The sequence below is a fragment of the Ensifer sp. GW823-FHT05D09 genome (assembly GCF_058795755.1).
Genome location: NZ_JBXAIA010000010.1, coordinates 129,832 through 149,716 on the forward strand (window position 1 = coordinate 129,832; position 19,885 = coordinate 149,716).

The 19,885-nt window shown below is 62.4% G+C and carries 20 protein-coding genes and 1 pseudogene; 10 read left to right on the forward strand and 11 right to left on the reverse strand.

The window, feature by feature from the left end; genetic code table 11:
• Positions 1 to 246: 246 nt before the first annotated feature.
• A pseudogene (locus tag AC1Q80_RS24825) lies at positions 247 to 627 on the forward strand (DUF1036 domain-containing protein); the annotation flags it as partial.
• On the forward strand, positions 627 to 2,066 hold the full coding sequence (pyk, locus tag AC1Q80_RS24830) for a pyruvate kinase (RefSeq protein ID WP_492362157.1): 1,440 nt from the start codon (positions 627 to 629) through the stop codon (positions 2,064 to 2,066). The pseudogene AC1Q80_RS24825 and the gene pyk, both read left to right, overlap by 1 nt.
• On the opposite strand, the gene AC1Q80_RS24835 is transcribed toward pyk, so the two are convergent.
• From AC1Q80_RS24835 to AC1Q80_RS24860, 6 genes are all read right to left on the reverse strand, one after another.
• Positions 2,063 to 3,079, reverse strand: a complete 1,017-nt coding sequence (locus AC1Q80_RS24835; protein WP_492362158.1) for an alpha/beta fold hydrolase — start codon at positions 3,077 to 3,079, stop codon at positions 2,063 to 2,065. The genes pyk and AC1Q80_RS24835 overlap by 4 nt on opposite strands.
• A gap of 453 nt (positions 3,080 to 3,532) precedes the next feature.
• Positions 3,533 to 4,147, reverse strand: a complete 615-nt coding sequence (locus AC1Q80_RS24840; RefSeq protein ID WP_173423629.1) for a tetratricopeptide repeat protein — start codon at positions 4,145 to 4,147, stop codon at positions 3,533 to 3,535.
• Between the two features lie 80 nt (positions 4,148 to 4,227).
• Positions 4,228 to 4,353 (reverse strand): type B 50S ribosomal protein L36, encoded by a 126-nt coding sequence (gene ykgO / locus AC1Q80_RS24845; protein ID WP_053249625.1) that lies wholly within the window; start codon positions 4,351 to 4,353, stop codon positions 4,228 to 4,230.
• 176 nt (positions 4,354 to 4,529) lie between these two features.
• A complete protein-coding gene (locus AC1Q80_RS24850; RefSeq protein WP_492362159.1) occupies positions 4,530 to 5,579 on the reverse strand; it encodes a 5-(carboxyamino)imidazole ribonucleotide synthase in 1,050 nt (349 codons plus the stop codon).
• Positions 5,576 to 6,040 carry a 5-(carboxyamino)imidazole ribonucleotide mutase gene (gene purE / locus AC1Q80_RS24855; RefSeq protein ID WP_038576471.1) on the reverse strand — a complete coding sequence of 155 codons (465 nt, stop codon included), beginning with the start codon at positions 6,038 to 6,040 and terminating at the stop codon, positions 5,576 to 5,578. Before purE ends, AC1Q80_RS24850 begins: the two co-directional genes overlap by 4 nt.
• A 53-nt stretch (positions 6,041 to 6,093) precedes the next feature.
• Positions 6,094 to 6,297: a YdcH family protein gene (locus tag AC1Q80_RS24860; RefSeq protein ID WP_077500646.1), complete on the reverse strand. Its 204-nt coding sequence runs from the start codon at positions 6,295 to 6,297 to the stop codon at positions 6,094 to 6,096.
• Positions 6,298 to 6,509: 212 nt separating this feature from the next.
• Here AC1Q80_RS24860 and AC1Q80_RS24865 point away from each other — a divergent pair, with 212 nt between their 5' ends.
• Positions 6,510 to 6,683: a YdcH family protein gene (locus AC1Q80_RS24865; protein WP_065780944.1), complete on the forward strand. Its 174-nt coding sequence runs from the start codon at positions 6,510 to 6,512 to the stop codon at positions 6,681 to 6,683.
• A 161-nt stretch (positions 6,684 to 6,844) separates the two neighbouring features.
• Here the strand turns inward: AC1Q80_RS24865 and AC1Q80_RS24870 are convergent, their stop codons facing one another.
• Positions 6,845 to 7,105, reverse strand: a complete 261-nt coding sequence (locus AC1Q80_RS24870) for an ArsR/SmtB family transcription factor (protein WP_077500648.1) — start codon at positions 7,103 to 7,105, stop codon at positions 6,845 to 6,847.
• A gap of 97 nt (positions 7,106 to 7,202) precedes the next feature.
• On the reverse strand, positions 7,203 to 7,982 hold the full coding sequence (locus AC1Q80_RS24875; RefSeq protein ID WP_492362160.1) for a sulfite exporter TauE/SafE family protein: 780 nt from the start codon (positions 7,980 to 7,982) through the stop codon (positions 7,203 to 7,205).
• 102 nt (positions 7,983 to 8,084) lie between these two features.
• Here AC1Q80_RS24875 and AC1Q80_RS24880 point away from each other — a divergent pair, with 102 nt between their 5' ends.
• The 6 genes from AC1Q80_RS24880 (at position 8,085) to AC1Q80_RS24905 (ending at position 15,279) form a co-directional block, all read left to right on the forward strand.
• Positions 8,085 to 8,738 carry a thiamine phosphate synthase gene (locus AC1Q80_RS24880; protein ID WP_492362161.1) on the forward strand — a complete coding sequence of 218 codons (654 nt, stop codon included), beginning with the start codon at positions 8,085 to 8,087 and terminating at the stop codon, positions 8,736 to 8,738.
• Between the two features lie 9 nt (positions 8,739 to 8,747).
• Entirely contained in the window at positions 8,748 to 9,968 is a 1,221-nt protein-coding gene (locus AC1Q80_RS24885) for a tetratricopeptide repeat protein (protein ID WP_492362162.1), read from the forward strand.
• A 275-nt stretch (positions 9,969 to 10,243) separates the two neighbouring features.
• A complete protein-coding gene (locus AC1Q80_RS24890; RefSeq protein WP_492362163.1) occupies positions 10,244 to 11,044 on the forward strand; it encodes an inositol monophosphatase family protein in 801 nt (266 codons plus the stop codon).
• Between the two features lie 254 nt (positions 11,045 to 11,298).
• The gene (locus AC1Q80_RS24895; protein ID WP_173423623.1) at positions 11,299 to 12,402 is read left to right on the forward strand and encodes a MotA/TolQ/ExbB proton channel family protein; all 1,104 of its coding nucleotides are present in this window, start codon (positions 11,299 to 11,301) and stop codon (positions 12,400 to 12,402) included.
• 3 nt (positions 12,403 to 12,405) lie between these two features.
• Positions 12,406 to 13,437: a peptidoglycan -binding protein gene (locus tag AC1Q80_RS24900; protein WP_173423622.1), complete on the forward strand. Its 1,032-nt coding sequence runs from the start codon at positions 12,406 to 12,408 to the stop codon at positions 13,435 to 13,437.
• Positions 13,438 to 13,629: 192 nt separating this feature from the next.
• On the forward strand, positions 13,630 to 15,279 hold the full coding sequence (locus AC1Q80_RS24905; RefSeq protein WP_492362164.1) for an FAD-binding dehydrogenase: 1,650 nt from the start codon (positions 13,630 to 13,632) through the stop codon (positions 15,277 to 15,279).
• 331 nt (positions 15,280 to 15,610) lie between these two features.
• On the opposite strand, the gene AC1Q80_RS24910 is transcribed toward AC1Q80_RS24905, so the two are convergent.
• Together AC1Q80_RS24910 and AC1Q80_RS24915 are read right to left on the reverse strand one after the other, a co-directional pair.
• Positions 15,611 to 16,603: a Bug family tripartite tricarboxylate transporter substrate binding protein gene (locus tag AC1Q80_RS24910; protein ID WP_492362165.1), complete on the reverse strand. Its 993-nt coding sequence runs from the start codon at positions 16,601 to 16,603 to the stop codon at positions 15,611 to 15,613.
• A gap of 132 nt (positions 16,604 to 16,735) precedes the next feature.
• Positions 16,736 to 18,538 (reverse strand): ABC transporter transmembrane domain-containing protein, encoded by a 1,803-nt coding sequence (locus AC1Q80_RS24915; protein ID WP_492362166.1) that lies wholly within the window; start codon positions 18,536 to 18,538, stop codon positions 16,736 to 16,738.
• Positions 18,539 to 18,747: 209 nt separating this feature from the next.
• Between AC1Q80_RS24915 and rpmE the strand changes: the two genes are divergently transcribed.
• A complete protein-coding gene (gene rpmE, locus AC1Q80_RS24920; protein WP_053249635.1) occupies positions 18,748 to 18,969 on the forward strand; it encodes a 50S ribosomal protein L31 in 222 nt (73 codons plus the stop codon).
• A 190-nt stretch (positions 18,970 to 19,159) separates the two neighbouring features.
• Here rpmE and rcdA read toward each other — a convergent pair whose 3' ends face one another.
• A complete protein-coding gene (gene rcdA, locus AC1Q80_RS24925; RefSeq protein ID WP_077500665.1) occupies positions 19,160 to 19,678 on the reverse strand; it encodes a protease adaptor protein RcdA in 519 nt (172 codons plus the stop codon).
• Positions 19,679 to 19,885: the final 207 nt, after the last annotated feature.

Here is a 19,885-nt window from a genome sequence, read left to right on the forward strand (position 1 = left end):
TGCGTCGGCGACATTCACAAGAAAAACGCAACTGTTTTGCGCAATCGACACCCAATTAGCCCGATGTAATCGATTAGAGTTACGTTGACTTTCCGGGCTGGTCGTCGCAAGAAAGGCCACGCAAATCAAAACGGAGTTCCATTGGAAACCGTGTCCAGATATCCATTTTCCAAAGCGAAGTCGGGGCTGTCGACATTGGGGGCGATGCTCCTGTTTTCCCTGGCGATTTCAGGCTCATTCCTATTTGCCGGCGAGGCCCGCGCCGATTTTCGCGTCTGCAATGGCACGCAAAATCTTGTTGGCGTGGCGATCGGTTACCGCGCCAAGGAAGGCTGGGTGACCGAGGGGTGGTGGCAGGTTCCTGCGACCACCTGTGCGACCCTGATCGAGGGCGAACTTCAATCGCGATACTATTATCTCTACGCGGAAGACGCGGCCCGTGGTGGTCGCTGGACCGGCGACGTCAACATGTGCGTCGCTGAAAACGAATTCAAGATCTCGGGCGTGCAGGACTGCTTTGCCCGCGGCTTCCAGCGGATGGGATTCAAGGAATACGACACGGGGCGGCAAGGGAGCTGGATGGTTCAGCTCTCCGATACGCCCGGCACGCAGGAAAGCCAGAATTGATGAAGCGGAACAGAAAAGTCAAAATCCTCGCCACGCTCGGACCGGCGTCTTCCGACGAGCAGATGATCCAGAAGCTGCACGAGGCAGGGGCTGATCTGTTCCGCATCAACATGAGCCATGCAAGCCACGACGTGATGCGCACGTTGGTGCAGCGCATCCGCGCCGTCGAAGCGCGCTGTGGTCGCCCGATCGGCATTCTCGGCGACCTGCAGGGCCCGAAGCTGCGGGTCGGCAAGTTTGCCGAAGGCAAGGTCGAGCTCAAGGTCGGCCAGACCTTTACCCTCGACAACAAGGAAGAGCCCGGCGACAGCACCCGCGTTTTCCTGCCGCATCCGGAGATCCTCGAAGCGGTCAAGCCGGGCCATCGCCTGCTGATCGACGACGGCAAGCTGCATCTGCGCGCTGAAAAGACCGACGGCAAGAGCATCGTCACGACGGTTGTTGCCGGCACCAAGATTTCCGACCGCAAGGGCGTCAGCCTGCCCGACACGCTGCTGGCCGTCGGCGTTCTGACCGACAAGGATCGCTCCGACCTTGATGCGGTGCTGGCAACCGGCGAGTTCGACTGGGTGGCGCTGTCCTTCGTCCAGCGTCCCGAGGACCTGGCCGAAGTGCGCAAGATCGCCCGCGGCCGCGTCGGCCTGATGTCCAAGATCGAAAAGCCGCAGGCGCTCGAGCGCATCGACGAAATCATCGAGCTCTCCGACGCGCTGATGGTGGCGCGCGGCGACCTCGGCGTCGAAATGCCGCTCGAATCCGTGCCCGGTCTGCAGAAGCAGCTGACGCGCGCATGTCGCCGCGCCGGCAAGCCGGTGGTCGTCGCCACGCAGATGCTGGAATCGATGATCTCTGCGCCGGTTCCGACGCGCGCTGAAGTCTCCGACGTTGCGACCGCTGTTTTCGAAGGCGCAGACGCCATCATGCTGTCGGCAGAGTCCGCCTCTGGCGAATATCCGGTGGAAGCTGTCTCGACCATGGCCTCGATCGCCAGCAACGTCGAGCGCGACCCGCACTATTCCAGCATCATCTACGCGCAGCGCACGCCCCCTGAGGCAACTGGTGCCGACGCGATTTCGCTGGCGGCCCACCAGATCGCCGAGACGCTCCGGCTGTCGGCGATCGTCTGCTACACCTCGTCCGGCACGACGGGCCTTCGCGCCGCGCGCGAGCGCCCGCAGGTGCCGATCATCGCGCTCTCGCCGATCGTGCAGACCGCCCGCCGTCTTTCGGTCGTCTGGGGCCTGCATTGCGTCGTCACCGAGGATGCGACCGATCTGGACGACATGGTCAACCGCGCCTGCCGCATCGTGGCTCACGAGGGTTTCGGCAAGCCCGGCGAACGCGTCATCATCTCGGCCGGCGTGCCGCTCGGCACGCCCGGCGCCACCAACATGCTGCGCATTGCCTATATCGGCTCGGACGGCATGAGCGGCATCTAACGGCCGCTCTCCTCCTTGGGTTGCATGATAAGGCGGGCTTCGGCCCGCCTTGTTATTTTGTCGAGGTCGATCGATCTTCCGGAGAGTTTTTCCACGGCGGCAACGACGACGTCGGTGACGACGTAGTCGGGCTTGTGGCCGAGATTGCCGATCCACAGCAGTTCCGATCCGACAATGTCGCGCGCCAGGCCGCGCGAATGGATGTCGGCGAGAACGATATCGTCACTGTCGCCGCTGACGATGATCGTCGGTGCGGCTATCTCCTGATACCGTGGTGCGATCTCGCTGACATAGGCATGAAGGTTGGCAACATCGACAGCGTTGTTGCGAAAGGCCAGCGGCCGCAGCACGAGCTGGGGCGCCGTCTTGTCGATGTAGTCGGCGGGCCGGGGATTGGGATAAAAGACGGAACGCGTGCCGCTGTCGATCCTTCTTAGGCCGATCGGCGCGGCGAGTGTGTGCGCGAACAGCCAGCCGACATAGGGCAGGGCCGTCAGCCGATAGTACCAGTCGACGCCACCAGGCCAGGGATGGGTCGCCGGCGCCAGCAAGACGAGGCCAGCCGTCTTTTCCGGATGGTGAAGGGCGAAACTTGCGGCAATTGCGCCGCCGAAGGAGTGGCCGACGATGATCGCCCGGGCCATGCCTCTTCTTTCCATCAGCTTTGCGATCGCGTCCGCCTGGCCGTCGGGGCGGTCATTAGCCCTTCCGCCGCGTTCGGAGTAACCGTGGCCAGGCCGATCGACGAACAGCATTTCCGCGCGGCCCTCGAAGGCGGGAGCAAAGGCATGCATCTGATCGAGCAGATTACCGCTGGCACCGTGGATGAAGACGAGCGGCAGCAAGTCGGCTGTTGCCGTCGCCGGCCGATGGACGCTGTTCATGCGGAAGCCGCCGACGTTGATCAGCTCGCCCGAGTTCGGGAAGCGCGCGCTGATGGACTGCGCGCTGCGCAGGCTGTAGGCAATACCGACAAGCGTGAGGGCAACGATGAACAGGGCGGCTAGAACCATTGTCTCGGTGGATCCTCTCGTTCGGCGGGGTCAAACCTTCAGGGGACGGATGGCGATGCCACTCGGCTCATGCACAGCCATCGTGGCCAGATTTCGTCGGCGGCACGCTGACGGGCGAGAATAATTCCGGCAACGCCGTATCAGCGGCGCCTTTGCTGTACCGACGATCCTACCGATCGGTGGTCAATACGGGAGGTGCGGCGAATTGATCGGCTGCGATGTCGATGACGATGTCGCCGTGACCCAGGCTTAGCTTTGCCAGCCGGTGTTGGTGCAAAAGAAGAACGGGCTGAGTTCAGGGCCGTCAGGAGACAGGCGCGGCGTACCGCTCACTCATGATGCCTCGAAGCCTTTCGCCTTCGGGTCACGCGACAGGAACAGGCGCTTTTGTCCGCATGCCCATTGCGAAGGGCAGCGGTGTATCGCTGCTCCGACGGAGGACATCCGGCGGGCTTACGTCTTGCTGCCCGCTAGCTTTTCGGTCAGCTCACCCAATTGCTCCTGCGCCTTTCGGTCGGCGGGATAGATCGCCAGGAGCTGCTCCCACGCCCTCAGCGCCAGCTCGTCCTTGCCGGCCGAGCCGAGGATTTCGGCCATGCCGGTGAGCGCGCCGAAGTGGCGTGGCTCCAGCGACAGGACGTGATTGATATCGGACATCGACTTGCGATAGTTGCCCATCATGTAATGAAGCGTGGCCCGGCGGTTCCAGCCTTCGACGTAGCTGGGGGCCAGCGTAATGACCTGATCGAGAATATCGAGCGCTGCCGGCTGCTTGTTGTCGGCGATCGCCTTGTCGGCCCATTGCATCAGCAGGTTGACCGTGGCGCTGCCGGAATCCTGCCATTCCATGCGGATCTGGTTGGCGAGCTCGCGCGCCTTGTCGGCGTCTCGTTCCTTCTTGAGGTCGGAGAACAGGGCGTCCACGCGTTGCTTGGGAGTGGTGAGGCTGGCGGCCTCGGTTTCCGGCGCCGTCTCTGCGGCGAAAGCCAGGGTGCCGACTCCAACTGAGGCGGAGAGGAGGGCGGTACACGCCAGAATCAAGGGTACAAAAACTCGCATGGCGAGCATGTTAGCTCGCCACGGAATAGTTTCAAAATCAATTCTGGGACATCGCCGAAGCGAAGTGCCAACAGAAACCAGTCTGGGCCTCAGCCCTGACGTGCCTTGAAGCGCGGGTTCTGCTTATTGATGATATACATACGGCCCTTGCGACGAACCAGACGGTTTTCGCGGTGGCGGGTCTTCAGCGACTTGAGCGAATTCTTGATCTTCATTTTCCTGATCCGCAGGTTTCGGGGAAACAAAATTCGCCCGGTATTTCTAACAATCAAAAGCGCGCCATGCAGCGCGCTCCGTAAGGTGGGATGGCAAATACCGTGTCACCCCAGTTGTGTCAACCGCAAGAGGCCGGATTTCGGCGCCTTGCCCCGCATTTCTGTGGCTTTGAGGCTCACGTCAGGCGGGTGATGTGACCCATCTTGCGGCCCGGCCGCGCTTCTGTCTTGCCGTAGAGATGGACGAAGACGTTGTCCTTGGCAAGCCAGGCCGGCACGTCGTCGATGTCGTCGCCGATCAGGTTCTGCATCACGCAGTCGGAGTGGCGGACAGGATTGCCGAGAGGCAGGCCCGCGACGGCTCGAATGTGCTGCTCGAATTGCGAGACGATGCAGGCCGCTTCCGTCCAATGGCCGGAATTGTGCACGCGCGGCGCCATTTCATTGGCGACGAGGCTGCCGTCGGCAAGCACGAAGAACTCAACGCCGATGACACCGACGTAACCGAGCGCATCGAGGACCGCCTTGGCCGCAGCGCGCGCCGCTTCCGCGGTCGCGGCGCTGATGGCGGCGGGCACGGTTGAGGTGTGAAGAATGCCGTTGCGATGAACGTTTTCTGCCGGATCGTAACAGGCGACCGCGCCATCGACCGAGCGGGCAGCGATGATGGAGATTTCCCGTTCGAACGGCACGAAACTCTCGAGGATCAAGGGCACGGAGCCGAGTGCTGCGAAAGCGCCCTGCGGGCTGTCCTGTTCTGAGCGGAACACGCGCTGACCCTTGCCGTCGTAGCCGAGGCGGCAGGTCTTCAGGACGCCGGAACCGCCAAAGTCGGCAAGTGCGGCTTCGAGATCGGCCTGGCTGTCGACGGCGTGAAACCGGGCGGTGACGATGCCGCTGTCGTTGAGGAAGCGCTTTTCCACCAGACGATCCTGGGCGGCTTCCAGTGCCTTCGGCGGCGGAAACACCGGCCGGGCGCGCGCAAGTCTCGCGGCAGCCGCGACCGGCACGTTTTCGAATTCGTAGGTGATGATGTCGCAGGCGGCCGCCAGGGCATCGAGCGCTTCGTCATCGTCATAGGCGGCGACGATCTGCTTGTTTGCCACCTGCGCTGCCGGACAGTCGGGCTGCGGCTCGAGGATGATGGTGCGAAAGTTCAGCCGTGCAGCAGACATGGCCAGCATGCGGCCGAGCTGGCCGCCGCCAATGATGCCGATGGTGGTCATGCGTCGTCTACCGGATATTCCGCGACGGCAACGGTCTGCTGCTCGCGCCAGTCGTCGAGACGGTCGGCCAGGTCGTTGTCGCTGAGCGCCAGCACGGCTGCGGCCAGCAGTGCGGCGTTGACGGCGCCAGCACGGCCGATCGCCAGCGTTCCGACAGGGATGCCGGCCGGCATCTGCACGATCGAGAGAAGGCTGTCCTGGCCGGAGAGCGCTTTCGACTGCACGGGCACGCCGAAGACCGGCAGCGGCGTCATCGATGCGCACATGCCCGGAAGATGGGCGGCGCCGCCGGCGCCGGCGATGATGACCTTGAAGCCTTCGTCGCGCGCGCCTTTGGCGAAGCTGACGAGCCGGTCAGGCGTACGGTGTGCCGAGACGATGCGGGCTTCATAGGCAATGTCGAGCGCGTCGAGCGTATCGGCGGCGTTCTTCATCGTCTCCCAGTCGGACTGGCTTCCCATGATGATGGCGACGGGTGGGGTCGTGGTGTCGAGCACGTCTTTAAGGTTCCGCTTCAGGCGATGATGTCGGGAATGATCTGGTCTTCGATCTTGGTGATCTTGTCCTTGATGACCAGCTTCTTCTTCTTCATGCGCTGAACTCTCAGCGCATCGCAGCCGGTCTGGATCATGGCGTTGATGGCAGCATCATAGTCTTCATGTTCCTGCCTCAGCCGCGCTGCGGTCAATCTGAGTTCGGCCTGGTCCTGGTCCGGCATGCAAAGCGATCCCCATCAGCCCGGTTGCGAAGTCCTCCTCGAACCGGAATTTCATGCGCCGCTCTATCACATCTTGGGCGGTAACGGGAAGTTATCCGTCGTCATCATTTCGCCTTCGACAAATGAAAAATGGCGTGGCACAGTAGTAAGGTTACAACCATGGAACATCCGGCATTTACCTGCCGGATGCAAGCAAAAGGAAGGGACTGCCAATGACCATTGAGGCTCATCTTGCAACGCTTGAGAAAAAACATGGCGCATTGGAGCAGGAGCTTCATGCAGCAATGAACCAGCCCTCCACCGAGGACGAAATGATCAGCGACATCAAGCGAAGGAAGCTGCGCATCAAGGACGAAATCGAAAGGCTTCGCTCCTCGACTCACTGATTATGAACGGTAATTCCCAGTAACAACGGGAGGTGTTCTCTCCAAGGAGACGACGCGACAAGGTTCACAACCAATCCCCTCAACGGAAGATACGGATCGCTCGACCGGGTTTGATGCCCGGTCGTTTTGTGTCAGGCGGCGGTTACGCTTCCACAGGAGCATCACGCCCAGAACTGATCCAACCAAAGGTTGAGCCTGTCGAAGCCGGGGCGGTTGATCGCGTAAATTCGCCGGGTGCCGTTGGCTTCGACCGAAACCAGATTGCAGTCCAGGAGAGCCTTCAGGTGCTGCGATACCGCAGGGCGGCTGATCGGCAATCCCACGGCCAGTTCGTTGACCGTTTTCGGCGCACGCCGCAATTCCTCCAGCAGGTAACGCCGGTTGGGATCCGCGATAGCATCGAAAGGGTCCGCAATGGTCATGAGCCGACGTTAAGCGAATTCTGGTGGGGCGGCAAGAAAATTGTGCATTGCGGCATCCTCATTTTGCTATGCAATATGATGGTTTGCTTTGATATGCTCAGGCCCCGGCCAGCAGGCTGTTGAGGCCATCCCACAAGAGCTTGAGCCCGGCAATGAAGGCCATGCTATACATGAACGGATAGAAGATCTGCGGCTTCATCCGGCGAACGATGAAGGCGCCGCAGACGGTGGCGACGATCGCCAGCGGAAACAACGTCGCGGAGATTTTCAGATTGCTCATGTCGAGCTGGCCCAGTGCAAAATAGGGGATCAGCTTGACGGCATTGAGGATGGCGAAGAAGCGCACGATCGTGCCGGTATATTCGCGCGGATCGAGCTGCAGCGGCAGCGCGTAGATCTGGAAGGGCGGACCGCCGGCATGGGCGACGAAGCTGCCATAGCCGGCGAACGAGCCCCAGAGCGTCGCCGGCCCGGCCCGTTGCTGCTTGGGCTTGATTGTAATTCCATTGCGCATGCGCCAGACATTGTAGACATAGCGCAGCACGAACAGCACGGTGATAAGGCCGATGATCAGCCGCAGATAGTCGCGCGAGACATAGGCCGATGTCGCCCAACCGATGAGAATGCCGGCGATGGCGCCGGGCAAGAGCATGATCAGGGTCTTGCGATCGCCATGCTTGCGCCACATCCAGAGCGAGACGAGATCCATCGCAATCAGGATCGGCAAAAGCAGCGCTGCCGCCTGAACCGGTGAGACGGCCATGGACAGGATCGGCACGCCCATCAGCGAAAGGGCCTCGCCCATGCCGCCCTTGCTGAGGCCAACGAGAAGAACCGCCGGTATGGCGACGAGATAGAAGTCGAGGTCGGGAAGCATCGGTGGCGGTTGATCCTTTTGACGTCTCCGTCTATCGGTTTTCCCAAACGAAATCGAGCGCTGGTTTCCGCCGACAAGCGGGCACAGCCGGAAATGGATGTCATGAGCAAGACAAGTGAACGCTGCCGCCTGGTGCTGATCGCACCCGATATCGCCGATCCGGCGGAACGCGCCAAGGTGCTTGCCGACGCCCTGAAGGGCGGCGACGTCGCTTCGGTGATCGTGCCGCAATACGGCCTCGACGATGGCGAGTTCCAGAAACATGCCGAGCTTCTCGTGCCGATCATCCAGGAGGCAGGCGCTGCCGCGCTGATCGACGGCGACAGCCGCGTGGCCGGGCGCGTCAAGGCCGACGGCCTGCACATTTCCGGCAACGCCGAAGTGCTCGGCGAGGCGATCGAGAAGCATACGCCGAAACTCATCGTCGGCGGTGGCAACGCGGCCGACCGTCATCATGCGCTGGAAGTCGGCGAAGTGCGCCCGGATTATGTGTTCTTCGGCAAGACCGACGGCGACATCAAGCCGGATGCGCATCCGAAAAACCTGGCGCTGGCCGAATGGTGGGCCTCGATGATCGAGATCCCCTGCATCGTCATGGGCGGCACGGATCCGCAATCGGCGCTGGCGGCTGCCGAAACCGGGGCCGAGTTCGTTGCCCTTCGTCTGGCCGTCTTCGGCGAGCCTGAGCAGGCGCCCTCGATCGTTGCCGCCGTCAACGCGCTTCTTGACGAAAAAGCGCCACGGTTTGAAGATTAAGACGTGTCGATGTTGTACCGACAGTCGTCAAAGCTCAGCTGGGGCGTTGCCCTCCTTGCCGCCGCCGCTACCGTCGCGACGACGCCGGTGCGTGCGCAGGAACAGCCAGTTCCTGCGCAGGAGCAATCGGTGCCCGTGCCGGAAAAGCCGGCCGATGTGCCGGGTGAAGGCGTCAATGGCGATGACAGCGGCGCTGCCAAACGCGGCCGCATCACACCCTTCAATGGCGCAGCGATGCCGGAAGACGGCACTGCCGCCGGCAAGCCTGTGGGCAAGCCGGGTGATCCGGTAGCGAAGAAGAAGGCCGGAGACGGCACGGTGCCGTCACAAGGCGTCAACGTCTTCGACCGCATGGGCGCGGAGTTGCCGGCCTTGCCGGCGGAAAAGCCGTTTGCCGGCAAGGTTGACGAAGCCTACGGCGCTTTCCAGCGCGGTTACTATCTGACGGCGATGGATCTGGCACTTCCGCGGGCCCAGCTTGGCGATCCGGCGGCCCAGACGCTTGTCGCCGAAATCCTGCAGCAGGGTCTCGGTGTCGTGCGCAATGCCAAGCAGGCGGCATTCTGGTACGGCCAGGCCGCCGAAAACGGTGATCCGGCGGCGATGTTCAAATACGCGCTGATCCTGATGGAAGGGCGATACGTCAAGCGCGACCGGAAGAAATCCGAAGAACTGATGAAGAAGGCGGCTGATCTCGGCAATGCATCGGCCCAGTTCAACTACGGCCAGACGCTGGTGGCCGACAGCCCCGGGCCCAAGGGCCTCAAGGCGGCGATGCCCTACTACGAAAAATCGGCCGAGCAGGGGATCGCCGACGCGCAATATGCGCTGTCGCAGATCTACCTCAACGTCGATGGCATCGACGAGAGCAAGCGGGCAAGGGCGAGAGGGTGGCTGCTTCGCGCCGCCCATGCCGGTTACGATACGGCGCAGCTCGACATCGCCATCTGGATGATCGAAGGCATCGCCGGCGATCGCAACCTGGAGGACGGTTTCGGCTGGATGAAGCGGGCGGCGGAAGGCGGCAATGTCGTGGCGCAGAACCGGCTGTCGCATCTCTATGTCAATGCCATCGGCACCCGGCCCAATCCGGTCGAAGCCGCAAAGTGGTATGTGCTGTCGCGCCGCGCCGGCCTCAAGGATGATGCGCTGGAAGACTTTTACCTTGGTCTCAACGAGCAGCAGCAGAAGGCGGCACTCAGCGCGGCCAACAAGTTTCGCTCGACCTGACCAGCATTTCTGGCGCCTGAATCTCGACCGTTCGGTGGGGTCAGGCGCTATTTCTCTTGAACTTTCGGGGCTTTTGTGGTCTTGAAGCCCCGATTTTAGCCCTTGGCGCCATTGCTTCCGGCACGCCCCAGGGCGGAGTGATCTTCACTCGGTTTTTTGACGACGGAACTCGATGACAAGCCTTGCCCGAACGGCAGGCGCTTCGCGTTTCGTCACACAGGTTCAATGTCCGATCGAGAAGGCTCGATCGGCCTTCGCTTCACAAGGATCGCCAGATGGCCCGTTCAGCTCTTCTCAATGTCATGGTCCAGGCCGCCTTCAAGGCCGGCAAGTCGCTCGCGCGCGATTTCGGTGAAGTCCAGAACCTGCAGGTCTCGCTCAAGGGGCCAAGCGACTACGTATCGCAGGCCGACCGCAAGGCTGAAAAGCTCATCCGCGAAGAACTGCTGAAGGCACGTCCGACCTATGGCTTCCTAGGCGAAGAAGGCGAAGAGATCATCGGCACGGATGGCGCCCATCGCTGGATCGTCGATCCGCTCGACGGCACCACCAATTTTCTGCACGGCATTCCGCATTTCGCTGTCTCGATCGCACTCGAACGCCAGGGCGAGATCGTCGGTGCCGTCGTGTTCAACCCTGCGACGGACGAACTCTATACGGCCGAGCGCGGCGGCGGCGCCTTCCTCAATGACCGTCGTCTGCGCGTGGCAGCGCGCAAGGCCCTGTCGGATGCGGTGATCGCCACCGGCACACCGCATCTCGGTCGCGGCAATCACGGCAAATACCTGATCGAGCTGCGTCACGTGATGGGCGAAGTCGCCGGCATCCGTCGCATGGGCTCGGCTTCGCTCGATCTCGCCTATGTCGCCGCCGGCCGTTTCGACGGCTACTGGGAGCGCGACCTCGCTGCCTGGGACATCGCGGCCGGCGTGCTTCTTATCCGCGAGGCCGGTGGCTGGTCGACGGATATCGACGGCGGCTCCAAGCCGGTCAACGAAGGTTCGATCGTCTGCGGCAACGAGTACATCACCAAGGCGCTGCGCGACGTCGTTCACCGTCCAATCCCGACGAAATAATCAACGGTCATTCGTTTCATGGCTGCGAAGCCTCCGGTGCACCACGCGTCGGAGGCTTTTGTTTTTCCTTCAATTCGGCGCAAAGTTCGCCTACAGCGCTCCGCGTCAAACATCACGCGCCATGGACGCTACCGCGCTCCAAACCGGCAGCATAACTTTCTCCTTAAATCGATTCCGATTTGAGGAATTATGCAGTAGGCTCCGACGCGTCGCGGCACCGTTCCGCCAAATGCAACCGGGAGAATGGTATACCCATGACGAAACTGCATCTGTCCGGGTGGGACGGTCGGGAAGGCGTGGAAGCAGATTACAATCCGCATAAGCTTTCGAGCCCCATGCACTTTTTCTGGACCATGGTGATCTTCCTGATCATCGTCGGTTTCGTCGGCGCGATTCTCTTTCGGCAGGCACACAATGCCTTTCTCGCCAATCCGGGCCTCAACGGGCTGATCCTCGGGGTGCTGCTGATCGGCATCCTCCTGGCGTTCAATCACGTGCTCGGCCTTCGCCCCGAAGTGCGCTGGTTCAATTCGTTCCGCGCCGCCGGCAGCGCAGACAAGGTCGGGCGTGACCCGGTGTTGCTCGCGCCGATGCGCGCGCTGATCGGTGGTCGCCAGACGGCGATTTCGACGACGGCGCTCAGGTCGATCCTGGATTCGATTGCGACGCGTCTGGATGAATCGCGCGACACCACGCGCTACCTGACCGGTCTTCTCGTTTTCCTCGGCCTGCTCGGCACCTTCTGGGGCTTGCTCGGCACCATCGGCTCGATCAATACCGTCATCCAGTCGCTGGATGCCGGTTCCGGCAGCACCGAAGATGTACTTGGCGCCCTGAAAACGGGCCTTTCGGCGCCGCTCACCGGCATGGGCACGGCCTTCTCGACGTCGCTCTTCGGTCTTGCCGGCTCGCTGATCCTCGGCTTTCTCGATCTGCAGGCCGGCCGGGCGCAGAACCGTTTCTATACCGAGCTTGAAAACTGGCTGTCCTCCGTCACCGACGTCGGTTCGGAACTGTCGATCGACGGTGGCCTTCCGACCGGTGCGCCGGTGGAAGAGTTGAAGCGGCTGACCGACCAGCTCGTCCGTCTCAACCATGAAGGCGGCTCCAACCAGCGTACGACGGCGGCAATGGCGAGCCTTGCCGAGGGCATCCAGGGCCTGGTCAAGAACATGCGCGGCGAACAGCAGATGCTGCGCGACTGGATCGAGGCGCAGCAGGAAGAAGCCAAGGCCATGCGCAAGACGCTGGACAAGCTGACGACACGCATCGGCCACTCCGAGCGCATTTCGGTGAACGGCGAGAAATCCGGATCGCAGGCCAAACACAGCCATGCGGACGACACCGGAGGGGAATGATCCATGGCGCTTGCCCGCAAAGGCCGCACACAGCGCACCATCGATTATTGGCCAGGCTTCGTCGATGCCCTATCGACGCTGCTCTTGTCGATCATGTTCCTGCTCAGCGTCTTCGTGCTGGCGCAGTTCCTGCTCAGCCGCGAGATCAGCGGCAAGGACGAGGTTCTGACGCGGCTGAACAGCCAGATCAACGAACTGACGCAGCTGCTGGCGCTTGAAAAGAGCGGCAAGCAGGATCTTGAGGATTCGCTTGCCAATCTGCAGGCTTCGCTCTCCCAGTCGGAAGGCGAACGCTCCCGCCTTCAGGCCCTGCTCGACAAGGGCGCCGGCAGCGCGGATGCCGCCAATGAGAAGCTGGGACGCGTCGGCGCCGAGCTCGACGCCGAGCGCCAGACCAGCGCTCGCGCCATGAGCCAGATCGAGCTTCTGAACCAGCAGATCGCGGCGTTGCGCAGCCAGATCGCGGCGATCGAGGAGGCCTTGCAGGCGTCCGAAGCCAAGGACGCGTCCTCGCAAACCAAGATCGCCGATCTCGGCCGCCGGCTGAATGTCGCGCTGGCGCAGCGGGTGCAGGAGCTGAACCGCTATCGCTCGGATTTCTTCGGTCGACTGCGTGAGATCCTGTCCGATCGCGAAAACATCCGTATCGTCGGCGACCGCTTCGTCTTCCAGTCGGAGGTGCTTTTCCCTTCGGGCGGCAACGAGCTCAATCCCGAGGGGCAGGTCGAAATGGCCAAGCTCGCCTCGGCCCTGCTCGACCTTGCCAAGGAAATTCCAGCCGAGATCAACTGGGTGCTGCGCGTTGACGGGCACACGGACAATGTCCAGCTTTCGGGTACCGGTCGTTATGCCGACAACTGGGAGCTTTCGTCCGCCCGTGCCACATCCGTCGTCAAGTTCCTGATCTCGAAGGGCGTGCCGGCCGATAGGCTGGTTGCGGCCGGTTTCGGCGAGTATCAGCCGATCGCCGAGGGCGACAGCGTCGAGGCGCGGTCGCAGAACCGTCGCATCGAGCTGAAGCTGACCGAGAAATAGGTCGCGCTGACCGAGACGAAGTTCGCGTCGACCTCCTGGCCCCCGTGCCCTTGAATTGACCTTGACGTGCGCGTAACACTTGCGACCGAGGGATGCACGACGCTTGCATCTTCGGGGATGCTGGAGAGAGCCGGCCTTCCTGAAGGCGAGTGAAACTTGCATCTCCGAGGGGGATGCGGGGAGGCGCCTTGGATGGATTGTGATGTACTGGTGGTCGGTGCCGGCCTTGCCGGTCTTGTGGCGGCGTCGGAGGCGGTAGCACTCGGCCGCAAGGTCATCGTTCTCGACCAGGAGGGGGAGCAGAACCTCGGTGGCCAGGCCTTCTGGTCGCTCGGCGGTCTGTTTTTCGTCGACAGTCCCGAGCAGCGTCGCATGGGCATCAGGGACAGCAGAGCGCTTGCCCGCCAGGACTGGATGGGCTCGTCGCAATTCGATCGTCCGGAAGATCACTGGCCACGACTATGGGCGGATGCCTATCTCGATTTCGCTGCCGGTGAGAAGCGCAGTTGGCTGTATCAGCTCGGCATGCGCTGGTTTCCCGTCGTCGGCTGGGCCGAACGCGGCGGTGGCCTTGCCCATGGCCACGGCAACTCGGTGCCGCGCTTCCACGTCACGTGGGGAACGGGTCCGGCTGTGCTCGAGCCGTTCGTACGGCTGACGCGCGAGGCCGAAAGCCGTGGTCTCGTGCGCTTTCGTTTCCGCCACCGCGTCGATGAGCTGGTAACGACCGATGGGGCGGTCACCGGTGCGCGCGGTTCGGTGCTCAAGGCTGATCCTGTCGGCCGGGGAGCGCGCAGCTCGCGTGACGTCTACGGAGACTTCGAGATATCGGCGGGCGCCGTGATCGTCACATCGGGCGGTATCGGCGGCAACCCTGAACTGGTGCGGCGCAACTGGCCGCGCAAGCGGCTCGGCCAGCCGCCGGCGACGATGGTCTGCGGCGTACCGCATCATGTCGATGGCCGGATGCTGGAGATCGCTTCCCGCGCCCGCGGCTCGGTAATCAATTCCGATCGCATGTGGCACTATACCGAAGGCCTTAGGAACTTCGCCCCGATCTGGCCGGATCACGGCATTCGTATCCTGCCCGGTCCTTCGTCGTTTTGGTGCGATGCGGACGGCAATCGTTTTTCCGCACCCGCCATGCCCGGCTTCGATACGCTCGGCACGCTCAAGGCCATTCGCGACAGCGGTCATGATTACAGCTGGTTCGTCCTGACAAGGGCGATTATCAAGAAGGAATTCGCGCTCTCCGGTTCCGAGCAGAATCCCGATCTGACCGGCAAGAGCATCTCGCTTCTTCTCAAGCGTTTGGGCAAGAATCCGCCCGGACCGGTGCAGGCCTTCATGGACAAGGGCGAAGATTTTCTCGTGCGCGACCGACTCGACGATCTCGTGCCGGCGATGAATGCGCTGACCGGCGAGAACCGCCTCTCGGTCGATCACCTGCGCGATCAGATCGAGGCGCGCGACCGCGAGATCACCAACCCCTTCTCCAAGGATGCACAGGTTACGGCGATCCGCGGGGCACGCTCCTACCGCGGCGACCGGCTGTTGCGCACCGCCAAGCCGCACCGCCTGCTCGATCCCAAAGCCGGTCCGCTGATTGCCGTCCGGCTGCATATCCTGACGCGCAAGACGCTCGGGGGTCTGCAGACCAATCTGTCCGGCCAAGTGCTCGAACAATCGGGCGAGCCGGTGCCGGGACTTTACGCGGCGGGCGAAGTCGCAGGCTTCGGAGGCGGCGGCATGCATGGCTACAATGCGCTTGAAGGCACGTTTCTCGGCGGCTGCATCTACTCAGGGCGCGTGGCCGGCCGGGGTGCCGCCGGGACGGTTTGAGTAAAGCAAACCGACCAACGTTGCTCGGCGTAACTTGCCCCTCACCCTAGCCATCTCCCCGCCAAGCGGGGAAAGGGGACGCAGCCCGCGGTTGGTACACAGATTGTGGTGGCAGAACCTTTCCAGGCCAGAACGTGAGGCGATTTCGCTCGATGTGTACGCGAGGCTCGGCGCCTCCGGGGTGGGCAGCGGGAGGCATGTCGCCGTCAGGCGCAGCATGCAAGGTTAAGTCGGCGCGTGCCGCAATGTCCCTTCGCCCCGCTAAGCGGGGAGAAGGTGGCGGCAGCCGGATGAGGGGTTGATCCGCCGGATGGAAACCGATCGCTAGGGATCAATCCATCTGGATGTTGGCGTCGCGAACGATCGGCGTCCACTTTGCCAATTCCGCCTTGACGTGGGCGCCGAGCTCCGCAGGCGTCGAGCCGACGATGGTGGCGCTAAACTCCTTCATGCGTTCGACCACGGCCGGATCGGCAAGCGCCTTGTTGGCGGCTTCATTGAGGCGGGCGACAACGGGTTCGGGCGTGTTGGCCGGCGCAAACAGCGCGTTCCAAGTGTAGGTTTCGTAGCCTGGAATGCCGGCTTCAGCGACCGTCGGCACGTCGGGGAAGGATGGCGCCCGTTCGGCTGTGGTGACCGCCAGCGCCCGCAAGGTGCCGGCCTTGATGTGCCCGGAGGAGGACGGCAGGTTGTCGAACATGATCGGCACCTGGTTGCCGATGACGTCGTTCAGCGCCGGGCCAGCGCCCTTGTAGGGGATGTGCTGCATGCTGACGCCGGCCATCTTCTTGAAGAGTTCGCCGGAGAGGTGCAACGGCGTACCGTTGCCGGAAGAGGCGTAGGCATATTCATCGGGCTTGGCCTTCAGGAGCGCCAGCAATTCCGCGACGGTCTTGGCCGGCAACTCCGGATTGACCACCAGCACGTTTGGCACGATGACCAGAAGCGAGATCGGCGCGAAGTCCTTTTCCGGGTCATAGGGTTTGGTTTTGAGGATCAGTGGGTTGAGGGCGTGGGTCGCGACCGTGCCCATGAGGATGGTGTAGCCGTCCGGATCGGCGCGCGCGACATTGTCGGCGCCGAGGTTGCCGCCGGCGCCGGCGACGTTCTGGACGATGACCTGCTGGCCGAGATCTTCCGACATCTTCTGTGCGACGATACGTGCCACCACGTCGGTCGAGCCGCCGGCGGCAAAGGGAACGACGAGAGTGACGGCGCGATCCGGAAAGCCTTGAGCGCTTGCCTGGGTACCAGTTCCGAAAACGGTGAGTGCAGTGAAGCCGAGCGCAAGCGCCGCTCGTCGGGTCAAGTTCGAAAACGTCATTAGGGTCCTCCCTGGACAGTCCACAACTGGCGTGGCGGCCGAAAAAAAGCCGGCACCTATAGAATAGGGTCCGGCTTTCGAGCGGCAATGGCGTGCCGGGCGTGCCGGCATGAGACTATCGTCGTGTTTGTATTACTTGTTCGGGCTCAAGAACAGCTCCTCGGCGCCGTGGTTGAACTGCAACCGTGCCAGCTTCGCATAGAGCCCGTCCTGGCGGATCAGCGAGGCATGGGTTCCCTCTTCGACCACACGGCCGTGTTCCATCACCAGGATACGGTCTGCCTTCAGGACGGTTGCGAGCCGATGGGCGATGACGATGGTCGTGCGCTCATGCAGCAAACCTTCAAGTGCCTTCTGGACCAGCGTTTCGCTTTCGGCGTCGAGCGCAGAGGTCGCCTCGTCGAGCAGAAGGATCGGGGCATTGCGCAAAATGGCGCGGGCAATGGCAATGCGCTGGCGCTGGCCGCCCGAGAGCGTAATGCCGCGCTCGCCGACCAGCGTGTCGTAGCCCTTTTCCATCCGGCCGATGAACTCGTCGGCCTGGGCGGCGACGGCTGCAGCGCGCACGGCCTCGCGGCTTGCGCCCGGCACGCCGAAGGCGATGTTGTCGTGAACGGAGGACGCAAAGATGGTGACGTCCTGCGGCACGATCGCCAGGCGGGCGCGCAGTTCCTTCGGGTCGACGGTGCGGATATCGATGCCATCGACGGTGACCGCGCCCTTTGCCGGATCATAGAACCGCAACAGCATCGAAAAGACGGTGCTTTTGCCGGCGCCGGATGGGCCGACGATTGCGACCGTTTCGCCCGGTTCGATCGCAAAGCTCAGGCCGTTCAGGCTCTTGTAATCGGGGCGTGCCGGATAGGCGAAATAGACGTCGTCGAAGCTGATGGCGCCAAGTGCGGGAGACGGAAGGGCGACAGGATTTTCCGGCGCCTTGATATCAGGGACTTCGGTTAGCAGTTCGTTCAGCCGCTCCGCGGCGCCGGCTGCCTGCGAAAGCTCGCCCCAGACCTCGGACAGCGAGCCGAGGCTGCCGGCAGCAAATACCGAATAAAGCAGGAACTGGCTGAGTGTGCCGGCCGAGAGATTGCCTGCGAGCACGTCGCGCGCCCCGAACCAGAGGACCGCGACGACGCTGCCGAACACCATGGTAATGGCAAAGGCCGTCAGCACCGAACGCGCCTTGATCGCCGAGCGCGCGGCGCCGAAGGCATCCTCGACCGCCGTGCCGAAGCGGTTGTTGGCAATGTCTTCGCTGTTGAAGGCCTGAACGGTGCGCGAGGCGGCAATCGCCTCGCCGGCATAGGCCGATGCCGTTGCCAGTGTGTCCTGCGCCTCGCGCGAGCGGCGGCGGACGGAGCGGCCGAAGCCGACCAGCGGAAACACGATCACCGGAATTGCCGCCAGCACCAGGCTCGACAGCTTCGGGCTGGTGTAGACCATCATGCCGATGGCGCCCAGACACAGGATCAGGTTGCGAAGGGCGACCGATGCCGTCGCACCGACGGCGGACTTGAGCTGCGTGGTGTCGGCCGTCAGCCGCGAGACGATCTCGCCCGACTGGTTGACGTCGAAGAACGACGCTGAAAGCCGGGTGACGTGCTGAAAGACGTTGCGGCGGAGATCGGCGACGATACGCTCGCCAAGGGTAATGACGAAGTAGTAGCGCGCAGCGCTCGCCAAGGCGAGGATGATGGCGAGCATCATCAGCATCGCGAAATAGGTATTGATGAATCCGCTGTCGGAATTGGAAAAGCCGTTGTCGACCATGCGCCTGACGGCGAGCGGTAGCGTCAGGGTCGTTATCGCCGCGGTCACGAGCGAAATTCCGGCCCCAACGACCAGATAACGGTAGCGCTTGAGGTAGGGCAGCAGCGTGGCGAGAGGGCGAATGGATTTGCGCGCTGGCGACTGGTTTTCTCGTTCGGACACATGACCCCCGTTCGCCAATCACGGAGGGGGCGGGTTTGCCCATGAGTCTTCCGCGCGGCACTTGTTATCCCGCAGACCTTGATGTATAGGCACGGCATCGAATTGGGAAGCCGTGGCCCATCAGGCGGTCTGCGGCTTCATTTACGTGTTCGGTCTCGAAGTCGCAATGCCTTGCGACAATTGGACCCTGGAACTCTAGGAAGATCATTATGAAGGCAGATATCCATCCCGACTATCACCTGATCAAGGTGGTCATGACTGACGGCACCGAATACGAAACCCGCTCGACCTGGGGTTCTGAAGGCGCCACCATGAACCTGGAAATCGACCCGAAGTCGCACCCGGCCTGGACGGGCGGCAACCAGCAGCTCATGGACCGCGGCGGCCGCGTCTCCAAGTTCAAGAAGCGTTTCGAAGGCCTCGGCCTCTAATCGCACGCTTTCTTGGCGCGTTTTCGAAGCCCGGCTCTGCCGGGCTTTTTGTTGTTCTGACTTCCGTTTCCGATGCCGGATGAGATCTCCGATCGCAGTCACATACGAGCGTGCCTGATCGGCGCACGAAAAAACCCGGCTCAAAGGCCGGGTCTGTTTCACTGGCAGCAGACTGCCGAAAATCTTCAGATCAATTGGTGCCGAAGGCCGTCTGGAGCAGCTTGATCTGCGCCTTGACGCCGTTCTGGTTGTCCGGAACGAAGGTCGAGGCTTCCTGCGGGCGGTAGATCTCGCGGTCGAGCAGGGCGACGCGGTTCTGCAGGCGCAGAGAGCGCTCGATGAGATCACGGAACGATTCCGGAAGCTCGCTCCAGCCGGGCGCGCTGCGGTCGACGTTGAAGCTGTCGAGGCGAACCTTGCTCTTTTCCGAAAGCACCTGGTCACGGCTCATCTCGCCGTTGTTGACGGCGCGCTGAAGCAGGAGCCACGATGCCATCTGCATCAGGCGGGTGGTGAGCCGCATGGATTCTGCTGCATAGAGGACCGATGCCATGCGCGGCAAGACCTTGGATGCCAGGCGGCCGGGACCGTCGAGATAGCTCGCGGTTTCTTCGACCAGACCCATGCCTTCCGAATAGAGCGCCTTGAACTGCGCCGACGCCGCCGCGTGCCCCGCGAAACTGACGGTATTCAATCCTCTTTCGGACATGACCTGTTTTCCCTGGTTCAAACGCATCACGACAGTCGGGTAACGGGCGGCTTTGGGAAAAGTTTCCTTGCCGGCCTCTATGCCTGAAGAATGATGCCATAGCGCATTTCGCGCAAGAGCATTCTTAAGAAAGGGTTAATCTCCACAATTCTTTGCAGCGACCTATGACAAAACAAAAAAAGAGCCGCGGAAAGCGGCTCTCAAGGT